This window comes from Kitasatospora sp. NPDC004615, assembly GCF_042873545.1.
Taxonomy (GTDB): domain Bacteria; phylum Actinomycetota; class Actinomycetes; order Streptomycetales; family Streptomycetaceae; genus Kitasatospora.
Window position 1 is genome coordinate 169,177 of sequence record NZ_JBIALQ010000006.1, and the last position, 22,589, is coordinate 191,765.

Consider the following 22,589-nt stretch of genomic DNA (forward strand, 5'->3'; position numbering starts at 1 on the left):
TGCCGGAATGCGTACCCTGCACGCAGAGGGACGGATTCGAAGATCCGCCCCGAGTCCGGCCGGGGAGCTGGCATGGCAGTTGACGTGCGGATGAGGGGACGTGCCGCCCACTCCGCGGTGCTGCGCGAACTGCTCCTGCTCTGGGAGGCGGCCCGCCGGTCCGGAGGCCGGACGATCACTCAGAAAAGCCTGGCCCGGCTGGGCGGGATCGGCCTGTCCACCCTCAACGGGTGGCTGTCCGGGCGCTCCGTGCCCCGCGAGATCGACCGGCTGGCCATCGTGGCAGGGGAGTTGGCCCGTGTCGCCGGCCGCCCGGTGCGACGGGCCCGCTACTGGGCCGCCCTGAGGGACGCCGACCGGGCCCACCACGGCACTGGCGCGACGAGGCCGGGCCGATCCGGGCGGAAGTCGGCACCGGACACCCGGTCGGCTGCCGAGACCCCGACCGACGGCGACGCCCAGCCCACCGGACGTCGTCGCACCCGCGACGGAGCCGAACCGGCCGGCCCTCAGCTGGTGCACCGTTACCGATCGGGGCCGCCCGCCGCCAGGGCGCTGGTCGATGCCGCACTGGACACACTGCGCCTCGGCCACCGTTCCACCCTGCCTGCCGCCCTGCTGACGGCCGCCGCCCCGCACTACCTGACGGAGTGCGAGCGGGGCGCCCTCGGAGCAGGTTGGGCGGCCGAAGCATGGGCGTACCTGCGCGTCGATGGCTTGGAGACGGGCGGCGCGCTGGTGACGGCCGGCCGGATATCGGGCGGTCCGGCGTTGACCGGAGAAAGCGACGAAGACGCCGAGGTACGCCTGGTCGAGGCGCTGGTGCGGGAGTTGCGGCCGGAACGGGAGAGCCGCGCCGTGCCGCCCGGCCTCTGGGAGTGCCTGACGCGGCATGCCCACCCCGCCGACCAGCCCGTCCTCGCCCGCGCCGCAGCGCTGCGCGGGCACGCACAGGAAGCACTCGGCCTCCTCGCCTCGGCCGCAGCAGCGGGCCACCACACCGCGCTGCTGGAGGCCGCCGCCCTGCTCGCCGATTCCGGCCGGACGGCGGAGGCCGTCGACCGGTGCGGCGCGGCAGCCGAAGTCGGCGTGCCGGGGGCACTGGTGACAGCAGCCGAACTGCTGGAACGCGACGGGCAGCACGAACGGGCCGTCGGCTGGTACGAACGGGCCGCCCGGGCCGGGGACACCGAAGCACTCTGCCGGAGTGCCGAACTCCTCGGCCGCACCGGCGAGATCGACGCGGCACTGGAGCGGTTCGACACCGCCGCCGGAGCCGGCCATCCGGCCGCCCACTACCGGGCCGGGCGGCTACTCCTCGGGCTCGACCGCACGGACGAGGCCCTGGGCCGGTTCGAGCGGGCAGCGGCCGACGGACATCCCGAGGCGCCCGCCGCCTGCGCCAGGATCTGCGCGGCGGCCGGGAGAACGGACCAGGCAATGGTCTGGTGGGAACGCGCGTGGGAACAGGGGGTCACCACGGTGCATGAGGCAGCAGACGTGTGGGAGACGGTGGGACGGATCAACGAGGCCGCCGCCTGGTACGAACGGGCCGCGGCCACCGGCGACGAGACGGCCTGGTACGAGGCCGCCGCGCTGTTCGCCAGAGACGGCCAGTACGGCAATCTGCCCTGGTACGCGCACATCGGCGACCATCACGCGCTGCGCGAGCGCGGCGAGCAGTGCGAACGGGACGGTGACCTGGCCGGGGCGCTGAGCTGGTACCGCAGGTCGGCCGAGGCCGGTGGCGAGGCGGCACTGTTCCAGGCGGCCGACATGCTGGAACGGAACGGCGACCGCGACCGGGCGGTGCACTGGTACACGCTCGCCGCCAACCGGGGCGACACCTACGCGATGCGTGAACTCGGCCGGCTGCTGGGCGAACTCGGTCGGTCGAGGGAGTCCGTCACCTGGCACCGCGCCGCCGCCAGGGTCGGCGGGCGTCGCGTACTGCCGGAGGCGGTCCGCGTGGTGGAGCAGCTCGACCGGCGGTCGGCCACGGTCTCCGACCGGCCCCGCTCCCGTCCCCATCCGCTCCCCGGACCGGCCGTAGCAGCCGCACCGGCCGCACCCGCCGAAGACGCCGAGGCCACCGCCGCGTTCTTGCTCGATGCGGTGGAACTGCTGAAGGCCGGCGGCCGGTACTTCGAAGCGAACCTGCTGCTGAGCTCGGCGGACCGGCCCGGTCAGGCCAGTCTGCGCGAGGCGTCCCGGATGCTGTCCGGCTCGGTGAGTACGGACGCGGCCATCGAGTGGGTGCAGCGGTTCGCCGACTCCGGAGACCGGCAGGCGGTGTCGGAAGCGGCCGAGATGCTGGAGGACCGGGGCCGGATCGACGAGGCGCTCGACTGGTACGCGAAGGCCGCCGAGGTCGGCGAGCGGGACGCCCTGCTGGCGGCCGCCCGCATGCTGGCCGATCGACGACAGACCGAGCGCGCCCTGGACTGGTACCGGCGGGCCGCGGAGGCGGGTGTGCCGTTGGCGCACGACGAGGCGGTGCTGCTGCGTCAGCAGGCAGACGGGGCCGAAGCGGAAGCCGTCCGGCGCCGCACCGGCCGAAAACTGCAGGCCCTGCCTGGCACGCCTGGAGCGACGGTGGTGCCCGTCCAGCGGGTGCAGGTTCCGGCGGAGACCGGCAGCCCCCGTCCCGAAGCCGTGCCGGTCGTACCCCCTGTACCCGCGCCGGCCACCCGCCGGGCACGTATCCCCCGCCAGTCGGCGGCCTCCGGTCGGGCCAGGAACTGACCGGCCGGAGGTGGCCGGTCAGTCAGGTCGTTGCGGGGCGGTGAGGGGAAGTCAGCCTGCGCAGACGAGAGTTGCGGGCTGGCCGGCGGTGTCCAGCGGCCGGCGTTCGGTGGGCAGCTCGCGGACGCGGCGCATCGGGGAACACCAGAGGATCAGCGCAGCCAGCGGTACTCCGATGGTCATCAGCCACATCGCGGGGCGCACGCCCAGTTCGGTGCCGAGGAAGCCGGCCAGCACGGCGCCGAGCGGGATGGAGCCGAAGTTGAGCACCGCGCTGCTCGCGGAGAGCCGACCGAGCAGTTCCGGCGGGCAGTAGCGCTGCTGGAAGGTCGACTTGATGACGTTACCGGCGACCACGCCGGCGGAGGCGCCGAAGCCGCCGATCAGGTACCAGGCCAGCCCGAGGCCGCGGCCGGTGAGCGGGATGAGGACGGTCAGGGCAGGCAGGAAGAGTTCGAGCATCAGCATGGCGCGGGAGGTGCCGAGCCGGGCGGCGATCCGGCGGGCGAAGGCCGCGCCGGCGATGCCGCCGGTGGAGGCCAGGCCGACCAGTAGACCGACGGTGCCCTCCGCGATCCCGACCTCGCGGATCAGGAAGACGACCAGCAGGGACTGGTAGCCGGTCAGCACCAGGTTGGAGGCGGCGCCGAACAGGGTGAAGGTGCGGAACCAGACGTCGGAGCCGAGCAGCCGCAGGCCTTCGCCGATCTCCTTGCGCAGCGCCCGGCGGGGCCGGTCGGCGCGGCTGGTCTCGCGGTGGCCGATCCGGGCGGTGCACCAGAGCGAGAGCAGGAACGTCGCGGTGTTGGCGAGCAGGCCGTTGACCGGTCCGGCGAGCTGGGCGATCAGGCCGCCGCTGCCGAGTCCGACGATGCCTGCGGCGGAGGCGCTGCCGTGCAGTTTGGCGTTGCCTTCGGGCTGGTCCGCGGGGTCGAGCAGCTGTGGCAGGTACGCGGTGTACGCGGTCTGGAAGAACACCCCGGCGGCCCCGGCGAGCAGGGCCACGGCCAGCAGGTGCCACAGGGTGAGGGTCCCGGCGAGGGCGGCCAGTGGGACGGTGGCGTACAGGACCAGCGAGATCGCGGTCGCGGTGAGCATGATCGGTCGGGCGCGCAGCCGGTCCACCCACACCCCGGCGGGCAGGCCGATCAGCAGCCAGGGCAGCCAGCCCGCCGCGCCGAGCAGGCCGACCTGGAAGGTGCTCGCGTGCAGGGTGCTGACCGCGATCAGCGGCAGGGCCAGGCCGGTGACGGCGGAGCCGTACTTGTTGGCGGTCTCGCCGACCCACAGCAGCCGGAAGTCGCGGTGGCGCCGCAGCAGCCCGGCGCGGCGGCGGGCGGTCGGGTCGGCGACCACGTAGCCCGGCCGACGGGACCCGGCGGTGACGGGCTCCGCGACCGGCTCCGCGACGGGCTTCGCGGCGTGTTCCGTGACCGCCTTCGCAGCTGGCCCGACGACTGGCCCGGCGGCCGGCCCGACGACTGGCCCGGCGACCGGCTCGGCGGGGTGGGACTCGGTGGAGGCGGTCGAGGTCATGGCCGGTCGGGTTCCTTTCGGGGCAGTACCTGGATCTGGACGATGGCCGGTCGCGCGTCGGGGTCGGGGGCGGCGTCCGGGTCGGGGGTGTGGCGGGCGACGACGGCGGCCAGTTCGTCGCCGAGGGCGCGGAGTTGAGCGGGCGTCAGGACCAAGTTGCTCCAGTCGCTCACGAGGCCCGTGTTGCGCCAGTCGTCCCCCCACTCGGCGGCCAGCGAGTCCGCGACCCGCTGGTACTGACGGCGCAGGTTCTCCGCCTGGTAGACGGAGACCGCCGCCTTGGCGCCGGGGTCCTGCTCGAAGTCGGCGGCGGCCAGCGTGATCGCACCGCGAACGGCGCGCCACCAGCGTTCCCGCTTGGTGCCGCGGCCGGCCTCCTCCTCGATGAACCCGTGCTCGGCGAGGTGCCGCAGGTGCCAGCTGATGGTGCCGGTGGACTCGCCGGTGCGCTCGGCGAGCCGCGCGGAGGTCGAGGGTCCGTGCAGGCGGAGCTCGTCCAGCAGTTGCATCCGCAGCGGATGGGCCAGCCCGCGCAGGCTGTTGGCGTCGAGTCGGCGTCGCGGGGGCTCGCCCTTCGGTGCGGGGGTGACGGGGTGTTCTTCGGGGCGGTGCTCGTTCATGACGGCAACACTAGAGTGCAGAGACTTCTCTGCATAGATCTCTTTGCAGAGAAGTCTCTGCAATTTGCCGCGGCGGCGCCGGGTGTTCGCGCGGCGCAGGTCCGAATGTCCGTCATCCGGCGTACCGTGACTGACATATGAAGACCACCACTCCGTACGACCCGCAGTCCGAAGCCCGCTGGGTGCCCGAGCCCGACAAGCGGCCCGGCCGCACCGCCTTCCAGCGTGACCGCGCCCGGGTGCTGCACTCGGCTGCGCTGCGCCGCCTGGCGGGGACGACCCAGGTGGTCGCGCCGATGCGCAGTGATTTCCCGCGCACCCGGCTCACCCACTCGCTGGAGTGCGCGCAGGTCGGCCGGGAGCTGGGCGCGGCGCTCGGCTGCGATCCGGATCTGGTGGAGACCGCCTGCCTGGCCCACGACATCGGCCACCCGCCGTTCGGCCACACCGGCGAGGAGGCGCTCGACCAGGCCGCCGCGGCCTGCGGAGGCTTCGAGGGCAATGCCCAGTCGCTGCGCATCCTGACCAGGCTGGAACCCAAACGCTTCGCCCCGCTCGACGAGCCCGAGGTCCGGCTCTCCCCGTGGCCCGGCCGCAGCGTCGGCCTCAACCTGACCCGGGCCGCGCTGGACGCCGCCACCAAGTACCCGTGGGCACGCGGCGGCCACCCCACCGACCCCGCCTCCACCAAGTACGGCGTGTACGGCGACGACCTTCCGGTCTTCCGCTGGATGCGCACCGGCGCGCCGGACGGCCGCCGGTGCTTCGAGGCCACCGTGATGGACTGGTCCGACGACGTCGCGTACTCCACCCACGATGTGGAGGACGGCTTCCAGGCCGGCCACATCGACCCGGAGGCGCTGCGTGCCCCGCAGGAGCGGGCCGAGCTGTTCAAGATCGCCGAGCGGTTCGCCGCCGAGACCGGGCCGGAGGAGTTCGGCACGGCCCTCGACCGCCTGCAGTCCGAGGAGTGGTGGCCCACTTCCTACGACGGCACCGCCCGTGCCCGGGCCGGCCTCAAGGACCTCACCAGCCAGCTGATCGGCCGGTTCTGCCTGGCCGCCGAGCAGGCCACCCGGGCCCGCTACGGCCCGGGCCGGCTCACCCGGTACGCCGCCGAGCTGGTCGTCCCGCGCGACGTCCGGCTGGAGTGCGCGGTGCTCAAGGCCGTCGCCGTCCGGTACGTGATGCAGCGCGACGAGCAGGCCCAGCTGCGCTCCCGCCAGCGCGTGGTGATCGCCGAACTCGCCGACGCCCTGCTGCGCACCGCCCCGGACGGGCTGGACCCGGTGTTCGCCGCCCAGTACGCGGAGGCCGAGGACGACCGCGCCGCGCTGCGCACCGTGATCGACCAGATCGCCACCCTGACCGACGCCTCCGCCCTGGCCCTGCACGCCAAGCTGACCGGCTGAGCCCGGAGCCGGTGCGACCGCTTCGTGCGACCGCTGGAACGAACGCCGCTCCCGTAGACTTTCCCAGTGGCCGGGAGGATCAGGGACGAGGATGTGCAGGCGGTGCGTGCCGCCCTGCCGATCGACGCCGTGGTCGGCGACTACGTGCAGTTGGCCAATGGTGGCGGCGCCCAGCTGAAGGGCGTGTGCCCGTTCCACGACGAGAAGTCCGCGTCGTTCTACGTGCACCCGGGCAAGGGCGTCTTCCACTGCTTCGGCTGCGGTGAGTCCGGCGACACGATCACCTTCCTGATGAAGATCGAGCACTGCTCGTTCGCGGAGGCGGTCGAGCGGATGGCCGCCCAGGCGGGCGTCACCCTGCGCTACGAGGAGGGCGGCTACAGCCCCCGGCACCAGCAGGGCGAGCGGACCAGGCTGATCGAGGCGCACAAGGTCGCCGCCGCCTGGTTCCAGGAGCAGCTGGCCACTCCCGAGGCGGAGATCGGCCGTCGTTTCCTCGCCGAGCGCGGCTTCGACGAGGCCGCTGCCAAGCACTTCGGGGTGGGTTACGCCCCGGTCGGCTGGGAGCACCTGGTGCGTTTCCTGCGCGGCCGCGGCTTCACCGACAAGGAGATCTCGGTCGGGGGTCTGGCCTCGCAGGGCCAGCGCGGCGGCCTGATCGACCGCTTCCGGGGCCGCCTGGTCTGGCCGATCCGGGACAGCTCGGGCGACGTGGTCGGTTTCGGTGCGCGACGGCTGCGCGAGGACGACAACGGCCCGAAGTACCTGAACACCCCCGAGACGCCGATCTACAAGAAGTCGAACGTCCTGTACGGCATCGACCTGGCCCGCAAGGAGATCGCCAAGTCCGGCCGGGCAGTGGTGGTCGAGGGCTACACCGACGTGATGGCCTGTCACCTGGCGGGCGTCACCACGGCGGTGGCCACCTGCGGCACCGCGTTCGGCGAAGACCACATCAAGATCATCCGTCGGCTGCTGATGGACACCTCCACCTACCGCGGTGAGACGGTCTTCACCTTCGACGGTGACGCCGCCGGGCAGAAGGCCGCCCTGCGGGCCTTCGAGGACGACCAGAAGTTCGCCGCCCGTACCTCCATCGCCATCACCCCGGGCGGCATGGACCCGTGCGATCTGCGCCTCGCCCAGGGCGACGATGCGGTCCGCACCCTGGTCGAGAACCCCGTCCCGCTGTTCGAGTTCGCGCTCCGCTCGGCGGTCGCCCGGCACCGGGTGGACACCGCAGAGGGCCGCGCCGCCGCGCTCGAAGAGGCCGCCGGCATCATCGTCAAGATCAAGGACCGCTCGATCCAGCACGAGTACGCGGTCCAGCTGGCCGGCATGGTCGGCATCCTGGACGAGCAGTTCGTGGTCCGCCGGATCTCCCAACTCGCGCGCTGGCAGCGGGAGAACCAGCAGAACGGCCAGCGCCGGCCGCTGCACCGACCCGACCCCGCAGGGCAGCAGCCGGCCCGTCCGGAGCGCCCGGCGTTCCGGCTCAACCCGCGCGACCCGGCGCAGTTCGTCGAGCGCGAGCTGCTCAAGCTCGCGCTCCAGCACCCCGATCTGGTCAGCCCGGCCTTCGACCAGTACGGCGAGGACGAGTTCCCCACCCCGCCGTACCAAGCCGTCCGCCGCGCCATCGGCCAGGTCGGCGGCACCGCGTACGGCGCGAGCCTGCCGGACTTCACCGCCGCCGTCCGCGAGGCCAGCCCGGACGACCAGGTGCGCGGCCTGGTCACCGAACTGACCGTGGAGCCGATCCGCTCCCGCCGCAAGGCCGACGAGGTGTACGCGGGGGAGTTCCTGGTCAAGCTCCGCCTGCAGGCCGTGGACCGGCGGGTCGACGAGGTGCGGGCCCACCTGCGTCGGCTGGGCGACCGGGCCACCGCCGAGGAACTGCACCCGGTGCAGAGCGAGTTGTGGGCCCTGCAGCAGTACGGCCAGCAGCTGCGCTCGCGCGGCGTCGCCGCCCTCTGACCGGCGCCCGCCCGCCCCGCCGCTCCCTCGACCGCCCCCGCCCGCCCGGCGGCACCCGGGCGTGCGCCGGGTGCCGTTTGTCCGGATCGCGGCCTCCCACAGGTGCCCGGGCCCGCCGGGCTGGGTATCCCCTCCGGTGTGGCGCGGCACCCCCAGGCCGCGCGCGGCCCCTGGAGGGATGCCCGTGGAGCTCTCAGTCGCCCGCCCGCACCGGACCGCCCCCGCCCGGGACGCCGCGATCCCACGCCAGCCCGGCCCGGCCGGCCCGCAACTCCCCACCGGCGAGGCGCAGTCCGGCCCGACGGACCCCGAAGCCGAAGCCGGGACGGTCCCCGGATCCGAGGGGGCCCAGGAGCCCGAGACCGAGCCCACCGCCGAGGACCTCGCGGACGAGCCCCCGGAAGCCGCCCTGGACGAGGGCGCCGGCCCGGCCGCCGACCTGCTGCGGCAGTACCTGCGCGAGATCGGCCGGATCCGGCTGCTGACCGCCGCCGAGGAGGTCGAGCTGGCCTGCCAGATCGAGGCGGGCCTGTTCGCCGAGGAGGCGCTCGACCGCGCCCCGGACGGGGACGAGCGGCTCACCGACGACCTCGACCGGCTGGTCGTGCTCGGCCGGATCGCCAAGCGCCGCCTGATCGAGGCCAACCTGCGGCTGGTGGTCTCGGTCGCCAAACGCTACGTCGGCCGCGGCCTGACCCTGCTCGACCTGGTCCAGGAGGGCAACCTCGGGCTGATCCGGGCGGTCGAGAAGTTCGACTACGCGCGCGGCTACAAGTTCTCCACCTACGCGACCTGGTGGATACGCCAGGCGATGAGCCGCGCCCTGGCCGACCAGGCCCGCACCATCCGGGTGCCGGTGCACGTGGTCGAGCTGATCAACCGGGTGCTGCGGGTGCAGCGCTCCCTGCTGCAGGAGCGCGGCGTGGAACCGACCGCCGCCGAGGTCGGACTGGTGCTCCAACTGCCGCCGGAGCGGGTCCGGGAGATCCTCAAACTGGCCCAGGAACCGGTCTCGCTGCACACCCCGGTCGGCGAGGAGGACGACGTGGCCCTCGGCGACCTGATCGAGGACGCCGACGCCGCCTCCCCGCCGGAGAGCGCCGCGTTCCTGCTGCTGCGCGAGCACCTGGAGGCGGTGCTGGCCATCCTCGGCGAACGCGAACGCCAGGTGGTCCAGCTCCGCTACGGCCTCGACGACGGCCGCCCCCGCACCCTGGAGGAGATCGGCCAGCTGTTCGGCGTGACCAGGGAACGGATCCGGCAGATCGAGGCGAAGACCCTCCGCAAGCTCCGCGAACACGCCTCCGCCGACCAGCTCCGCGGCTACCTGGACTGACCGCACCCCCGGCGGCCCGTCAGTGGTGGAACCCGCTGCGCTGCGGCATGCCCAGCTCGCTGAGCGGCGCGGGCTGGCGCTCGAGCTCGGGCAGCAGCCGCCGCAGGTCGCCGAGCAGCAGGTCCGCCAAGTCCCGGGTGAACCCGTTGCGGCACACCACGCGCAGCACCGCCAGGTCGGTCCGCCCCTCCGGGAAGGTGTACGCGGGTACCTGCCAGCCGCGTTCGCGCAGCCGCCGGGACACGTCGAACACGTCGAAGGAGGCACCCTCGGCCGTGGTGAAGGCGAACACCGGCAGCTGGTCGCCCCGGGTGATCAGCCGGAACGGGCCGAGCTTCTCGATCTGCCCGGCCAGGTACTCGGCGACGTCCCGGCAGGCCTGCTGCACCGCGTGGAACCCGGCCCGCCCGAGCCGCAGGAACGTGTAGTACTGGGCGACCACCTCCGAGCCCGGCCGGGAGAAGTTCAGCGCGAAGGTCGGCATGTCGCCGCCCAGGTAGTTGACCTTGAACACCAGCTCCTCGGGCAACGCCTCCTCGTCCCGCCACAGCGCCCAGCCGACCCCGGGGTACACCAGCCCGTACTTGTGGCCCGAGGTGTTGATCGAGGCCACCCGGGGCAGCCGGAAGTCCCACTTCAGGTCCGGGTCGAGGAACGGCGCGACCATGCCGCCGGACGCGGCGTCCACGTGCACCGGAATGTCGAGCCCGGAGCGTTGCTGGAGGCCGTCCAGCGCGGCGCAGATCTCGGCGATCGGTTCGTACGAGCCGTCGAAGGTGGAGCCGAGGATGCCGACCACGCCGATGGTGTTCTCGTCGCAGTGCGCGACGGCCTGATCGGCGGTCAGGTGGAAGCGGTCGCCCTCCATCGGGACCAGCCGCGCCTCGACCTCCCAGAAGTTGCAGAACTTCTCCCAGCAGACCTGCACGTTGATGCCCATCACCAGGTTGGGCCGCGCCCCGGCCGCGTACCGGTCGGCGTTGCGCCGCATCCAGCGCCGCTTGAGCGCCATCCCGGCGAGCATGCAGGCCTCGCTGGAGCCGGTGGTGGAACAGCCCACCGCCGCCCCGGGATCGGGCGCGTGCCACAGGTCGGCGAGGATCGCCACGCAGCGCCGCTCGAGTTCCGCGGTCTGCGGGTACTCGTCCTTGTCGATCATGTTCTTGTCGCGGCACTCGCTCATCAGCCGGTCCGCGTGCTCGTCCATCTGCGTGGTGACGAAGGTCGCCAGGTTGAGCTTGGCGTTGCCGTCCAGCATCAGCTCGTTGTGGATCAGCTCGTACGCGACCGAGGGCGGGATCGCCATCTTGGGCAGCTGGTGCAGCGGCGGGGCCACCTGCATCGCGCCCAGCGGGTCGGTCAGTACGTGCATCGGGCTGAACGGCAGCCGGCGGTTGTCCCCGTGCGTCTGCCCCTTGTGCAACGCCATGACGAACCGTCCCTCCAGTCGTGGAGCCCCCAACGTTGCCACCCCGGGCCGCATGACGCATCTTCAGCGTCGTTTCGCCGGAAAGGTGCGGACGGCCCGTCAGGAGGTCGCGGCGGTCTCCGGGTGGAACTGCTCGCGCACCGCCGCGTACTGCTGGCGCACCGCGTTGCCGACCGCCAGGTCGTGCTCCTGGTCCGGGTTGAGCAGGGTGACGTCCGGCAGTTCCCAGTGCGGGGGCTCGGCCGTCCCGGCGAGCGCCCAGGCGGCCTGGCGGGCCGCGCCGCGCGCCGCGTGGTCGCCGCGCGGCGGCACCACCACGGGCAGCCCGAACACCAGGGGGGCTATCTGCTGGACGGCGGGCAGCCGGCCCGCCGTCCCCAGCAGGAACACCCGGTTGACCGCGACGCCGTGCCCGCGCAGCACGTCCAGCGCCTCCGCCAGGTTGCACAGCATGCCCTCGACGGCGGCCCGCGCCACGTGCTGCGGCGCCATCGACTCGGCCCGCAGCCCGGTCAGGGTGCCCGCCGCCTGCGGCAGCTTCGGGGTGCGCTCGCCGTCCAGGTAGGGCAGGAAGACCATCCCGTACGCGCCCGGCGAGGACTGCAGGGCCAGCTCCGACAGGCCCTCCAGGTCGGTGCCGAGCATCGCGGCGGTGGAGCGCAGCACCTGGGCGGCGTTCAGCGTCGCCACCATCGGCAGGTGTCGGCCGGTGGCGTCCGCGAACGAGGACACCAGGCCGGACGGGTCGACCACCGCCCGCTCGTGCACCGCGAAGATCGTGCCGTTGCCGCCCAGCGACACCACCGCGTCGCCCGGGACCAGCCCCAGGCCCAGCGAGGCCGCCATGTTCTCGCCGGTGCCGGCCGAGATCAGCAGCCCCTCGGGGGTGTGCCCGGCGGGCTCGGCCGGGCCGAGCACGTCCGGGACCTTCAGCTCGTGGCCGAACGCCAGCTTGATCAGGTCCTGCCGGTACTCGCCGGTGATCGGCGACCAGTAGCCGGTGCCGGAGGCGTCGCCGCGGTCCGTGGTGCGCCGCCGGGCGCCGCCCAACAGTTGGGAGACCAGCCAGTCGTGCGGCAGCAGCACCTCGGCGATCCGCTGCGCCGACACCGGCTCGAACTCGGCCAGCCAGCGCAGCTTGGCGATGGTGTACGTGGGGCCCGGCACCGCGCCGATCGCCTCCACCCAGGGCTGCGCACCGCCGAGCGCGTCCAGCAGCGCGGCCGCCGAGCCCGCCGAGCGGGGGTCGTTCCACAGCAGCGCGGGCCGCACCAGGACGCCGCCGGCGTCCAGGCCGATCAGCCCGTGCTGCTGGGCGGACACCCCGATCGCCCGGACGCCCTCCAGCAGGCCCCCGGCGGCGGCGTCGCCGAGCGAGTGCAGCCAGCTCTGCGGGTCGACCTCGGTGGAGCGGGCGTCGTCGCCCTCGGGCAGCGGATGGGGGGCCCGGCCCTGCCGCAGCACGGCGCCGGTGTCGGCGTCGCACGCGACGATCCGGGTGCGAGTGGTGGAGCTGTCGATGCCCGCGACGATGGCCATGCCGAGATCATGCCGCAGTCGGCGGCCGGGGCGGGCCCGACTGCCGCAAGTGTTGCCCAGTCGGTACCGGAACCAGCCCCGCCTCCGACCCTCCGTGCCTGGTCGGAGGCGGTCCGTGCGGACCGGGGACGTTCGGTGCGATCACGGGCGGACGGTGCCCCAGCCGTCGTCCTCGCCCTGGTGCTTCGCGAAGTACGGGACGCGCTCGGTCAGCGAGTTCGGCAGCTTCTCGCCGACCTTGTCGGCCACCGCCCCCGCGGCCTTCCCGGCCACCGCGCCCGCCTGCTGCTTGGCCTTGCCGGCCGCGTCCTGCACCCGCGGGTTCTCCCGCAGCTGTCGGGCCGCACCGGCCAGCTGGTCGTACCGTTCCCGCCCGGCCCGGGTACCGAGGACGTACCCGATCCCGATGCCCACGATCAACGACACCTTCCACATGCCCTGGTTCCACCCTTCGTCGCCGCGCGATTGTCTGCCGCGTCTACCCGTCCGGCCGGGCCGTGAACCGCCCTGCCGGTGGCGGGTCCGGGCCAGCCGGAGCCACCGTGCACCAGCATCCCCGTCCGCACCGTACGGCGCGCGCGGGGCACGCCGGACCGGCCCGCGGCCGAGGTGGGGGAGGCCGCTGCCGAAAGCGATTGGCGGAACACCCCCCTGAGTGCGCTAATGTATGTCCCGCAGCGAGCACCGTGGGCCCGGAGAGATCCGGAGACCGGGGTGGTCGAAGCGAAGCACTATCCTCCATAGCTCAATTGGCAGAGCAGCCGACTGTTAATCGGCAGGTTATTGGTTCGAGTCCAATTGGAGGAGCGCGGTCCCCCATAGCTCAATTGGCAGAGCAGCCGACTGTTAATCGGCAGGTTATTGGTTCGAGTCCAATTGGGGGAGCTTCACCGGAAATTACGGTGATCGGTACAGAGCGAAGGCCCTTCGGTGAAGCCGAGGGGCCTTCGTGTTTTCCGCACGCCCGGTACCCCCGGGGCCCGCGCCCCGGAGGCTTACGGCGGGGTGCTCAGCCGCCGGCCTGCCGGTAGAGGTCGGCGAGGCGGTCGCCGAAAGCGACGCTGTAGGAGACCTCCGGGCTGTTCCCGCCCTGCTGGTAACCCCCTATTACGCCGACCACCTGACCCTGCTCGGTCACCCAGGGGCTGCCGCTGGTGCCGTCGGTGAATCCGGCGCAGTCGAAGCGCTGCTGGGTATTGCTGCGCGAGGTGGTGAGACCCTCGCAGGTGATCGGGGACACGGCGTTGTTGGGATAGCCGGTGACGGTGACGTCCAGCCCGAAGCCGAGCCCGGTGGCGAGCGTGAAGGCGCCCATCGCGTCCTCGATCTGCCGGCCGCGCACCGTGCCGACAGTGAGGAACGCCACGTCGTACCCCTCGTTCTCGTCCGGCCCCCAGCGCGGATCCACCAGCACCGCGTTGACCGGCCAACTTCCGTACGGGGCGCGCTGGTCGCGGTAGCCGGGGGCGAACACCAGACCGTCCAGCGGGACGCCGCGCGGGGCCGCGCAGTGGGCGGCGGTGATCAGCAGATTGTGGCCCCGGCTGTGCACCACGGCGGCCGTGCAGGCCCGCATGCCGTCGGTGTCGTCCACGAACAGCGGCCCGATCCGGTTGCCCAGCGGACCCGCGGGGGCGGGCCGGGCGGTGGGGCCGCTGTTGGTCGGCTCGGCGGAATCGCAACCGGTCGCGGCCGCCCCCAGCAGGAGCAGCAGCGCGCAGGCCGCGGCGGCCGGGCCGCTGCCGATTCGGGGAGAGGTGCGCGGCACCGTCACTCGCTTCCGCTCGACGGGCCCGCCCGGGGGTGCCGGGCGGAGGATGCAGCAAGATCTACCAGGGCCCGCACGGCAGCGGCAAACGCCTCGGCGTGGGGCCCGCCCGACTGGGTGTCAGGAAGCCTGGGACGCTTGCATGTAGAGCATCTGCACCCGGTCGCCGAAGTAACTGCTGTACGAGATGTCGGCGGTGTCGCCGCCCCGCTGGTAACCGCCGATCACGCCGACCACGGTGCCGGTGTGCGTGCTCGGATCCAGCTCGGTCACCCAGGGGCTGCCGCTGGTTCCGCCGGTGTAGTCCGGGCAGTCGATCCGCAGCTGGGTCGGGCTCTGCTGGACGGTGGTGTTGGTGCAGGTGATCGGCTCGTCGGAACTGCTGGGGTAGCCGGTCACCTTCACCGGCAGGGTGTAGCCGCGGTTGGTGCCGAGCCGGTTGGCGCCCAGCACCTGCTGTACCTGCCGCCCGTTCTGCGGCTGCACGGTGGCGAACGCCACGTCCAGGTCCTGATTGCCGCGGGTGCGCCAGCTCGGGTCGACGGTGACGGTGCCGAGCGGCCAGACACCCGACGGCGCGTCACCGGAGCGGTAGCCCGGTACGAACACCAGGTCCGTGCGGGAGGTGCCGATTCCGGGATCGACCAGGCAGTGCGCCGCCGTCACGATCAGGTTCCGGGCCGGGCTGCCGACCACGCTGGCGGTGCAGAAGTGGTCGCCGTCCGCGGCGTGCGTGAACACCGCGCCCACCCGGCTGTTCAACGGCGTCGGCAGGGCGGTGTGCGTCGTCCCGGCACGCCTGCCGAGCGCCGCCCGCAGCCGGTCCCGGTTCCAGCCGTGCTCGCCGATCCGCGAGGCGAGGGCGCCCGACGGCAGCGACGCCGGCGGCTGTGTGGTGCTCTCCCCTCCGGTGGGGCCGGACGGGCCGCAGGCCGCCGCCAGGACCGCCGTTGCCAGCAAGGCCGTCGCGCCCGCCGACCGCTTCATCCCGGCCACCCGCTCCCGCTCGCCACTCGCCGCCGATCCGATGATCAAGCGTCACCCGCGGTGCGGCGCGGTGCCACCGTCGCTCCAGAGCGGTTCGCCCGTCTGGGTGTCCGCCGGACGGCCGTGGCCGGGGCCACGAATGGGCGGCGCGGACGGGACGGGAACGGGCGGACCCGGATGCGCCCCCGGCGCGCACCAGGGGTGACCGACCGGCTATGCTGCCGGGGGCGTCCCTGAGGGGCCGTCCACTGCTGCCAGGGCCGCGTGTCGGCCCCGGCGGGTCGAGTCGGGGGGCGGTAGCTCAGCCGGTTAGAGCAGGGGACTCATAATCCCTTGGTCGTGGGTTCGAGTCCCACCCGCCCTACCTCGGCCGCTGACCGACCGTCAGCCGATGGAGCTCCCTGGCCAGGCGAAATGCCGGACTTGTCGAGCTCTGAGCGTAGATTAGCGTCCCCGGCAGCTCCTGCGCGCAGCGCCGCGAGCGCGCGCCGAGGAATTCCGGGGAACTCGGGCAGGATCCGAACCCCGGGCGGTGCTTCCGGGTGGCCCCGGCGACCTGGGCCGCATCGCTGTCCGCCCTTGCCGGGGCCCGTGGTTCCCCCTGGACGTCGAAACGGTCCGGTGGTTGGCCGCGGCCGGGAGATTCACCCCATCGGGAATTGCTGCGCGGTGACCGTTTGGGTACGCATGATTCGGTGCGGGTACTCCGGGGGCAGGGACCACGATCGCCGGGCGCGGAGGGCCGGGGAGTCCGGCGGCCGAGCCGGATGCGGCGCGAGGCCCGCGGTCCTGGGATCCGCGGGCCTCGGGTGTCACCGGGCGGGTCAGTACTGCGTGGTGACGGTGACTCCGGAGAAGGAGTTCTGGGCGTAGAGGCTGAAGTACACCCAGCCTGCGGGCGGGTTCGTGATGGTCAGGGTCTCACCGTTGCCGCTGTTGGTGGACTTGGCGGCGTAGGAGCCGGTGGTGGCCCAGCCGGCGGGGTTCCAGTAGAGGTCCGCGTTGCCGGTGCCGCCGGTGGTGGTGATGGTGAGCTGCTTCACGCCGGCCGGCAGGTTGAGGAAGCTGTAGCTGTAGTTGCCAGTGGTGGCCGCGACGTTGTCGCGGCGGCAGTTCTGCCCGTACGAGCGGGTGTCCTGGCTGGCGCAGAGCGGGGCGGCGGGCGGCCGGGTGCCGCAGTTGCCGGCGCCGCAGGCGGCCAGGTAGGTGGCGAAGTCGGCGTCGTACGAGGTGCCGATGCCGGTGATGACGGCGCGGGCGCCGGTGAAGTCGCCGCTACGGGTCTTGGCCAGGTAGGCGGCGACGTCCTGCGGGTGCGACTGCAGCATGTAGCGGACGGCCAGGTAGCCCCAGTTGTAGGTTCGGGTGGAGTCGGTGTTCTGGTAGGTGGTGTCGAACAGCGTGCTCAGCTTGTAGGTGCCCTTGGCGGCCTGCGCGATCGCGTCGTCGTAGCGCACGTCCCGGTAGGTGTAGGACATGTACTCGGCGAAGCCCTCGATCCACCAGATGTTGGGGACGGTCTGTCCGGCGTCGTAGTCGCCGTAGAAGTCGAAGCGGCCGTCGAGGTAGTGCGCGTACTCGTGGTTGAGGTTCCAGATCGAGAACGCCGGGCGCAGCCACTCCGCCTCGTGGGCGATGAAGCGGGCCTGGTTACCGGGCTCGTTGGGCTTGCCCTCCAGGTACATGCCGCCGTTGTCCACGTCGATGTCGAACATCGACCAGGCGTACAGGCGGTAGTCGTAGGAGGAGTCGTAGACCACGACCTCCAGCTGGGTGTTGAGGTCACCGGGGACGGGGCCGTTGTCCTTGACCACGCTGTGGAACAGGGCGTCCTCGTTGGCCAGGCTGGAGCAGGTGCTGTCCAGTTCGGCGGCGGTCAGCGCCTGGGCGCGGATGTGCAGGGTCGGGCTGCAGATTCGGTCGACGGTCAGGACCAGCGGGGCGAGCCGGGTCGGCAGGTCGCACAGCCCGTAGTAGGAGCAGTGGCCTTCGTCCTTCTTTTCGGTGAACCAGGCGAGGTTCATCGTGAGCGGGCCGGTGGCGCCGATCAGCGGGAAGGCGTTGACCAGATCCTTGACCAGCGGGCGGGCCTGGGCCTGCAGCACCGGCTGCTCCAGAAAGGAGCCGAGGTCGATGCCCAGGCCGGTGGCCAGGTCGCTGCCGTTGAGCATCGAGCTGTTGCGCTTGACGAAGGCGGAGATCGAGGCGGCTACGGACGGGTCGGCGGCCAGCGCGGCGTTGAAGGAGTCGGTGCCGAGGCCGTTCTCCAGCACCAGCTTGGTGTTGGAGACGGCGGTCCACATGCCGCCGGTCCAGGAGCTGGTGTAGCGGTCCAGCAGGTCCTTGACCACGCCGGTGTAGCGGGCGTTCTCCTGAGCGGAGTCGATCAGGATGACCGCCTCGGAGAGGATCTGGCCGTTGGCCTCGGTGACGTCCTTGGCGTGCGGGGCGGCGTAGAACGCGTCCAGCGCGCCGCGGATCGAGGTCTGCAGTGCGGTGCCGTACGGGCCGACCGCGTCGGCGTGGTTCCACTGGACGTAGTAGCCGGCCCGCAGGAAGGCGATCAGCTGGGCGGCGGACGCCGAGTCGGTGCCGTCGTAGCTCGCCGAGGCGGTGCGCAGGGCGTCGGCGACGGCGACCATCTGCGGCTCGCGGAAGGTGTTCTTCGCGTCGGTGCCGGTGATCGAATAGAGCTTGCCCAGGCAGTCCAGGCCGGCCGACTTGACCGTGTTGACCAGGGTGGTGCCGCCGGTGGAGCCGAACAACGAGGTGTCGCAGCCGGTGGCGTCGGCGGCGAGCGCGCCGAGCTTCTTGACCGACTCGACGGCGGGGGCCCGGGTGGCCTGTCGCGGTGCGGACTTGGCGCCGGTCCCGACCTGACCCGGGGTGGGGCGGGCGTCCTTCGGCTCGTCGGCCGACTTCGGGACGGGGTGTGAGGCGGGGGTGGTGGCCGTGTCGGCGGGGGTGGCGCCGGTGGCGGGCTGGGTGGGGGCGGCGAAGGCGCGGCCCTGTGGGGCGAACAGCCCGACGGTGAGGACCAGCGCGAAAGCGAGTGCGAACAGCCGGCCCAACTGGGCGGCAGATATCCGGATATGACGCACGGTGGGGGACTCCGAGCGGTAGTGGCCGGGCCGAGGGGGGCACCAACCATCTGACGTGTGACATGTAAAATGGCACAGAATTCCGACGGGCGGAAGAGGGAGATCGCCATGGTGATCGAATCTCCACGTTCGCGGCCCTGCCAGGTTTCCTCGGCCGCCCCGCCTGTGTCGACTTCTCAACGCCCGGCCCGTGCCAGCCTCTTGTAGCGGATCGTCAGCATCGCCGACTCTGCATCGGGTGCCGGAGCCGGCCCCTGCGGACGTCGTGCATCGACTGATCGGATGACGTCGGTATCAGCCGGAAGGCTCGCGGGGACTGGCCGGTTCGACGACGAATCGAGCCCGGGGGCGGGGCAAATATGGAGGTGAGAGGTTCGTCGGAGGCAGCCGGCGGGCCCACCGTTCGGCCCGGCCCGACCTCGTCTGTGTCGAGGACTGCCCGTGCCGTACCTGTCGTCCCTTCAGGAGGAGGACCGTGATGACGACCGCGATCGACCAACGCCTGCTCGGCGCTGCGCACACCGGCGACCTCGCCGCCGCCAGGGCCGCCCTGGCGGCCGGCGCGAACCTGGAGGCGCGCGATCCGCAGGGGCGGACGGCGCTGCTTGCGGCCGCGCTCGCCGACCAGGTGGCCGTCGCCGAGTTCCTGGTCGCGGCCGGCGCGGATCCGGACGCGCAGGACCACCGGGAGGACAGCCCGTGGCTGGTCACCGGCGTCACCGGCAGCGTCGCCATGATGCGGGCCCTGCTGGTCGCCGGGCCGGATTTCGGGCTGACCAACCGGTTCGGCGGGGTGAGCCTGATACCCGCGGCCGAGCGTGGCCATGTCGCGTACGTGCAGGCGGTGTTGGAGGAGACCGACCTCGATGTCGACCACGTCAACCGACTGGGCTGGACGGCCCTGCTGGAGGCCGTGATCCTCGGCGACGGGGGTGGCCCGCACACCGAGATCGTCCGCCTGCTGCTCGCCGCGGGCGCTGACCCACAGCTCGCCGACGCCGACGGCACAACGGCGCTCCAGCACGCCGAGCGCCGCGGTTTCAACGGCATGGCCGCCCTGCTGCGCGCAGCCGCATCCGATTCGTGGAAGGGAGACACCTCATGACCGTCCGTCGATGGCACACCGCGCCGTTTTTGGTCCGCCGGTCACCCGCGGGGGAGAGCGGCGAAGGTCTGGCAGAGGGCATCCAGGGCAGCGGGGAAGGCGTGGTCGGGCGGGGTGCCGTAGCCGATCACCAGGCCGTCGCGGGGTGGCATGGTGCTGTCGGGGTGGCGGTAGGGGCGCAGCCCCTCCAGGGCCAGGCCCAGTCGGCGGGCGGTGCCGAGGGCCAACGGCTCGGTGTGCTCGGGGAGTTCGAGCACGGCGTGCAGCCCGGCGGCGATGCCGCTGACCCGGATGTCCGGGGCGCGGTCGGCGAGGGTGCGGACCAGCAGGTCGCGTCGGCGGCGGTAGCGGCGGCGCATCCGGCGCAGGTGGCGGTCGTAGGCGCCGCGGGCGAGGAAGTCGGCCAGGGTGAGCTGGTCGATCACCCCGGTGGTCAGTTCGCGGGTGCCCTTGGCGGCGAGCACCGGCTCGACCAGTTCGCCGGGCAGCACCATCCAGCCGAGCCGCAGCGCGGGGGAGAGGCTCTTGCTGGTGGAGCCGAGGTAGACCACGCGGTCGGGGTCGAGCCCCTGGACGGCGCCGATCGGCTGGCGGTCGTAGCGGAACTCGCCGTCGTAGTCGTCCTCCAGGAGCAGTCCGCCGTGCACGCGGGCCCAGTCGACCGCCAGGGCCCGGCGTTCGGCGTGCAGCGGGCCGCCGGTGGGGAACTGGTGGGCGGGCGTGAGCAGGGCGGCCCGCGCGCCGGTGGTGGCCAGTTCGGCGGTGCGGGCCCCGGCCCCATCGACGCCGATCGGGACGGTCCGGCGGCCCGCCTCCGCCAGCAGCCCGCGGTGGAAGGCCAGACCGTACGCCTCGACCGCGACGGGCCCGTCCAGGATTCCGCCCAGCAGGCGCAGGGCGTGGGCGAAGCCGGCGCAGACCACGATCCGATCCGGCTCGGTGCGGACGCCCCGGGAGCGGGCCAGGTACTCGGCCAGCGCGGTCCGCAACTCGGGGCGACCGCGCGGGTCGCCGACGCCGAAGGCGTCGTTGGGCGCGGCGGAGACGGCCCGCCGGGCGGAGGCCAGCCAGTCGGCCCGCGGAAACGCGGAGGCGTCGGGCGAGGACGGCATCAGGTCGTGGACCACCGGGCGGGGAGCCGTCCGGCGGGCGGGGGCGTCCCGGCCGGTGGGCAGCGGTGCGGCCCGGTGGGCGACCCGGGTGCCGGAGCCCTGGCGGGCCGACAGTCGCCCCTCGGCGACGAGTTCGGCGTACGCGTCCGCCACCGTGTTGCGAGCGATGCCCAGATCGTGGGCGAGGCTGCGGTACGGGGGCAGCCGGGTGCCGGGGGCGAGCCGTCCGGAGTCGACGGCCTCGCGCAGCGCCTGCATCAGCTGGGCGCGTCGGCTGCCGCGGCCGGAGAGCTCCAGGAACAGGTCGGTGCCGAGCGGTCCGGCCGGCACGGCGGACGGGGGATCGAAAGGCGCGCCGGCCGAGGAGGCGGCCGGGGAATTGACCCATGTTTCTGCCACGGAAATGCACCCTATCCAGGGTCGATCGGCGCCCTACGGTTGAGTTATGACAACGCTTCAGGTGCCGCAGCGCATGGACTTCTCCGCCGTCGCCCCCAAGGTCTTCAAGGCCGTCCTGGCGCTCGACGCGGCCGCCCGCGAGGGGCTGGACCCCGAGCTGCTGGAGCTGGTGCAGATCCGGGTCGCGCAGGTCAACAAGTGCGCGTACTGCATCGGTTACCACGCTGTGGACGCCCGGAAGGCCGGGGAGAGCGAGGAGCGGATCTACCAGCTGACGGCGTGGGAGGAGTCCAGCCTGTTCACCGAGAAGGAGCGCGCGGCGCTGGCCCTCGCGGAGGCGGTCACGCTGCTGCCCTCCGGTGTGTCGGACGAGGTGTACGAGGAGGCGGCGAAGCACTTCGAGGAGCGCGAACTGGCGCAGCTGATCGCCCTGGTGTTCACGGCCAACGCGTGGAACCGGATGAACGTCTCCACCCGCAAGACGCCCGGCACGCTCTGACGGGACGCCCAAGAGGGCGAGGCGGGGGCCGACGGACGGTCGCCAGCTCCCGAGGCCCGGCCCGCGGTCCCCGGTTAGGGTGAGTGGATGCTCGTGCCCGCTGACCTGCCCACGCCGTTGACGGTGGTCGACGACCCGGAGCTCGCCGCCGCGGGGGTCGAGCTGCGGCTGAAGCGGGACGATCTGGCGCATCCGACGGTGCCCGGCAACAAGTGGCGCAAGCTCGCGCCGAACCTGGAGCGGGCTGTCGCGGACGGCTGCGGGGCGCTGCTCACCTACGGCGGGGCGTACTCCACGCATGTGCGGGCGGTGGCCGCGGCGGCGCGGGCGCTCGGGCTGGAGAGCGTCGGGGTGATCCGCGGGGCCGAGCTGGCGGGAATGCCGCGGAACTGGTCGCTGGCCCGGGCCGAACGGGACGGCATGGTGCTGGAGTTCGTCGAGCGTTCCGTCTACCGCGAGATCGCCTCCGGGCGGCAGGAGCGGCGGGCGGGGCACTTCGTCCTGCCCGAGGGCGGGTCGAACGCGGCGGCTGTGCGCGGGGCCGCGGTGGTCGCCGCGGAACTGGCCGAGCAACTGCCGGACTTGGGTACGCGGGACGTGGTCTGCTGCGCGGTCGGCACGGGTGGAACGCTGGCCGGGATCGCCGCCGGTCTGCCGCCGGACGCGCAGGCGCTCGGCGTGGCGGTGCTGCGCGGCGAGGGCTACCTGGAGCGCGAGGTTGCGGCGCTGCAACTGGCCGCGTACGGCCGGGAGTTCGACAACTGGCGGCTGGAGCACGGCTGGCACGGCGGCGGGTACGGGCGGGTGCCGCAGGAGTTGGAACGCTTCGCCGCCGGGTTCGAGCACCGGCACGGGGTGCCGGTGGAGCGCCGGTACGTGGCGAAGGCGTTGTCCGCGGTCTACGGCCTGGCCCGGGCGGGCGAGTTGGCGGACCGGCGGGTCACCCTCGTGGTGACCGGCCTTCCGGACCCGGACCCGGCCGCGCCCCAGGAGGCGTAGGCGCCGCCGGGCCCGGGGGCCCGGC

At 73.0% G+C, this 22,589-nt stretch carries 16 protein-coding genes and 3 tRNA genes; 10 read left to right on the plus strand and 9 right to left on the minus strand.

Going from position 1 to position 22,589, the window contains the following annotated elements; all coding sequences use genetic code 11:
* The first annotated feature begins 72 nt into the window (after positions 1 to 72).
* Complete coding sequence (locus tag ACFYS8_RS21900) at positions 73 to 2,745, plus strand: hypothetical protein (RefSeq protein WP_387643177.1); 2,673 nt, start codon at positions 73 to 75, stop codon at positions 2,743 to 2,745.
* A gap of 51 nt (positions 2,746 to 2,796) precedes the next feature.
* On the opposite strand, the gene ACFYS8_RS21905 is transcribed toward ACFYS8_RS21900, so the two are convergent.
* Positions 2,797 to 4,281 (minus strand): MFS transporter, encoded by a 1,485-nt coding sequence (locus tag ACFYS8_RS21905; RefSeq protein WP_387643178.1) that lies wholly within the window; start codon positions 4,279 to 4,281, stop codon positions 2,797 to 2,799.
* Entirely contained in the window at positions 4,278 to 4,901 is a 624-nt protein-coding gene (locus ACFYS8_RS21910; RefSeq protein WP_387643179.1) for a helix-turn-helix domain-containing protein, read from the minus strand. The genes ACFYS8_RS21905 and ACFYS8_RS21910 overlap by 4 nt, the downstream gene beginning before the upstream one ends.
* 137 nt (positions 4,902 to 5,038) lie before the next feature.
* On the opposite strand from ACFYS8_RS21910, the gene ACFYS8_RS21915 reads away from it, so the two are divergent.
* The 3 genes from ACFYS8_RS21915 to ACFYS8_RS21925 all read left to right on the plus strand — a co-directional run bounded on the left by ACFYS8_RS21915 (position 5,039) and on the right by ACFYS8_RS21925 (position 9,626).
* Positions 5,039 to 6,313 (plus strand): deoxyguanosinetriphosphate triphosphohydrolase, encoded by a 1,275-nt coding sequence (locus ACFYS8_RS21915; RefSeq protein ID WP_387643180.1) that lies wholly within the window; start codon positions 5,039 to 5,041, stop codon positions 6,311 to 6,313.
* Between the two features lie 66 nt (positions 6,314 to 6,379).
* The gene (gene dnaG / locus ACFYS8_RS21920) at positions 6,380 to 8,290 is read left to right on the plus strand and encodes a DNA primase (RefSeq protein WP_387643181.1); all 1,911 of its coding nucleotides are present in this window, start codon (positions 6,380 to 6,382) and stop codon (positions 8,288 to 8,290) included.
* A 178-nt stretch (positions 8,291 to 8,468) separates the two neighbouring features.
* Positions 8,469 to 9,626: a sigma-70 family RNA polymerase sigma factor gene (locus ACFYS8_RS21925; RefSeq protein ID WP_387643182.1), complete on the plus strand. Its 1,158-nt coding sequence runs from the start codon at positions 8,469 to 8,471 to the stop codon at positions 9,624 to 9,626.
* A gap of 19 nt (positions 9,627 to 9,645) precedes the next feature.
* On the opposite strand, the gene ACFYS8_RS21930 is transcribed toward ACFYS8_RS21925, so the two are convergent.
* The 3 genes from ACFYS8_RS21930 to ACFYS8_RS21940 all read right to left on the minus strand — a co-directional run bounded on the left by ACFYS8_RS21930 (position 9,646) and on the right by ACFYS8_RS21940 (position 13,029).
* On the minus strand, positions 9,646 to 11,055 hold the full coding sequence (locus ACFYS8_RS21930) for a glutamate decarboxylase (protein WP_387643183.1): 1,410 nt from the start codon (positions 11,053 to 11,055) through the stop codon (positions 9,646 to 9,648).
* 99 nt (positions 11,056 to 11,154) lie between these two features.
* Positions 11,155 to 12,594 carry an FGGY family carbohydrate kinase gene (locus tag ACFYS8_RS21935; RefSeq protein WP_387643184.1) on the minus strand — a complete coding sequence of 480 codons (1,440 nt, stop codon included), beginning with the start codon at positions 12,592 to 12,594 and terminating at the stop codon, positions 11,155 to 11,157.
* Positions 12,595 to 12,735: 141 nt separating this feature from the next.
* The gene (locus ACFYS8_RS21940) at positions 12,736 to 13,029 is read right to left on the minus strand and encodes a hypothetical protein (protein WP_387643185.1); all 294 of its coding nucleotides are present in this window, start codon (positions 13,027 to 13,029) and stop codon (positions 12,736 to 12,738) included.
* Between the two features lie 299 nt (positions 13,030 to 13,328).
* Between ACFYS8_RS21940 and ACFYS8_RS21945 the strand changes: the two genes are divergently transcribed.
* Both ACFYS8_RS21945 and ACFYS8_RS21950 read left to right on the plus strand, forming a co-directional pair.
* A tRNA-Asn gene (locus ACFYS8_RS21945) sits at positions 13,329 to 13,401 on the plus strand.
* 5 nt (positions 13,402 to 13,406) lie between these two features.
* A tRNA-Asn gene (locus ACFYS8_RS21950) sits at positions 13,407 to 13,479 on the plus strand.
* A 124-nt stretch (positions 13,480 to 13,603) separates the two neighbouring features.
* On the opposite strand, the gene ACFYS8_RS21955 is transcribed toward ACFYS8_RS21950, so the two are convergent.
* Complete coding sequence (locus ACFYS8_RS21955; protein ID WP_387643186.1) at positions 13,604 to 14,362, minus strand: trypsin-like serine peptidase; 759 nt, start codon at positions 14,360 to 14,362, stop codon at positions 13,604 to 13,606.
* A 120-nt stretch (positions 14,363 to 14,482) separates the two neighbouring features.
* Positions 14,483 to 15,397 carry a trypsin-like serine peptidase gene (locus tag ACFYS8_RS21960; protein ID WP_387643187.1) on the minus strand — a complete coding sequence of 305 codons (915 nt, stop codon included), beginning with the start codon at positions 15,395 to 15,397 and terminating at the stop codon, positions 14,483 to 14,485.
* A gap of 242 nt (positions 15,398 to 15,639) precedes the next feature.
* Between ACFYS8_RS21960 and ACFYS8_RS21965 the strand changes: the two genes are divergently transcribed.
* Positions 15,640 to 15,713, plus strand: a tRNA-Ile gene (locus ACFYS8_RS21965).
* Positions 15,714 to 16,173: 460 nt separating this feature from the next.
* Here ACFYS8_RS21965 and ACFYS8_RS21970 read toward each other — a convergent pair.
* Positions 16,174 to 18,450: a collagenase gene (locus ACFYS8_RS21970; protein WP_387643188.1), complete on the minus strand. Its 2,277-nt coding sequence runs from the start codon at positions 18,448 to 18,450 to the stop codon at positions 16,174 to 16,176.
* A gap of 478 nt (positions 18,451 to 18,928) precedes the next feature.
* On the opposite strand from ACFYS8_RS21970, the gene ACFYS8_RS21975 reads away from it, so the two are divergent.
* Positions 18,929 to 19,555 carry an ankyrin repeat domain-containing protein gene (locus ACFYS8_RS21975; RefSeq protein WP_387643189.1) on the plus strand — a complete coding sequence of 209 codons (627 nt, stop codon included), beginning with the start codon at positions 18,929 to 18,931 and terminating at the stop codon, positions 19,553 to 19,555.
* 41 nt (positions 19,556 to 19,596) lie between these two features.
* Here ACFYS8_RS21975 and ACFYS8_RS21980 read toward each other — a convergent pair whose 3' ends face one another.
* Entirely contained in the window at positions 19,597 to 21,066 is a 1,470-nt protein-coding gene (locus ACFYS8_RS21980) for a PLP-dependent aminotransferase family protein (protein ID WP_387643190.1), read from the minus strand.
* Between the two features lie 46 nt (positions 21,067 to 21,112).
* Here ACFYS8_RS21980 and ACFYS8_RS21985 point away from each other — a divergent pair, with 46 nt between their 5' ends.
* Complete coding sequence (locus ACFYS8_RS21985) at positions 21,113 to 21,565, plus strand: carboxymuconolactone decarboxylase family protein (protein WP_387643191.1); 453 nt, start codon at positions 21,113 to 21,115, stop codon at positions 21,563 to 21,565.
* An 87-nt stretch (positions 21,566 to 21,652) separates the two neighbouring features.
* A complete protein-coding gene (locus ACFYS8_RS21990) occupies positions 21,653 to 22,564 on the plus strand; it encodes a 1-aminocyclopropane-1-carboxylate deaminase/D-cysteine desulfhydrase (protein WP_387643192.1) in 912 nt (303 codons plus the stop codon).
* Positions 22,565 to 22,589 lie beyond the last annotated feature (25 nt).

Bases quoted from the DNA above. Each gene is read 5' to 3' on its own strand.
- ACFYS8_RS21900 (WP_387643177.1), top strand. From the start codon at position 73: ATGGCAGTTGACGTGCGGATGAGGGGACGTGCCGCCCACTCCGCGGTG.
- ACFYS8_RS21905 (WP_387643178.1), bottom strand. From the start codon at position 4,281: ATGACCTCGACCGCCTCCACCGAGTCCCACCCCGCCGAGCCGGTCGCC.
- ACFYS8_RS21910 (WP_387643179.1), bottom strand. From the start codon at position 4,901: ATGAACGAGCACCGCCCCGAAGAACACCCCGTCACCCCCGCACCGAAG.
- ACFYS8_RS21915 (WP_387643180.1), top strand. From the start codon at position 5,039: ATGAAGACCACCACTCCGTACGACCCGCAGTCCGAAGCCCGCTGGGTG.
- ACFYS8_RS21925 (WP_387643182.1), top strand. From the start codon at position 8,469: ATGCCCGTGGAGCTCTCAGTCGCCCGCCCGCACCGGACCGCCCCCGCC.
- ACFYS8_RS21930 (WP_387643183.1), bottom strand. From the start codon at position 11,055: ATGGCGTTGCACAAGGGGCAGACGCACGGGGACAACCGCCGGCTGCCG.
- ACFYS8_RS21935 (WP_387643184.1), bottom strand. From the start codon at position 12,594: ATGGCCATCGTCGCGGGCATCGACAGCTCCACCACTCGCACCCGGATC.
- ACFYS8_RS21940 (WP_387643185.1), bottom strand. From the start codon at position 13,029: ATGTGGAAGGTGTCGTTGATCGTGGGCATCGGGATCGGGTACGTCCTC.
- ACFYS8_RS21975 (WP_387643189.1), top strand. From the start codon at position 18,929: ATGACGACCGCGATCGACCAACGCCTGCTCGGCGCTGCGCACACCGGC.
- ACFYS8_RS21985 (WP_387643191.1), top strand. From the start codon at position 21,113: ATGACAACGCTTCAGGTGCCGCAGCGCATGGACTTCTCCGCCGTCGCC.
- ACFYS8_RS21990 (WP_387643192.1), top strand. From the start codon at position 21,653: ATGCTCGTGCCCGCTGACCTGCCCACGCCGTTGACGGTGGTCGACGAC.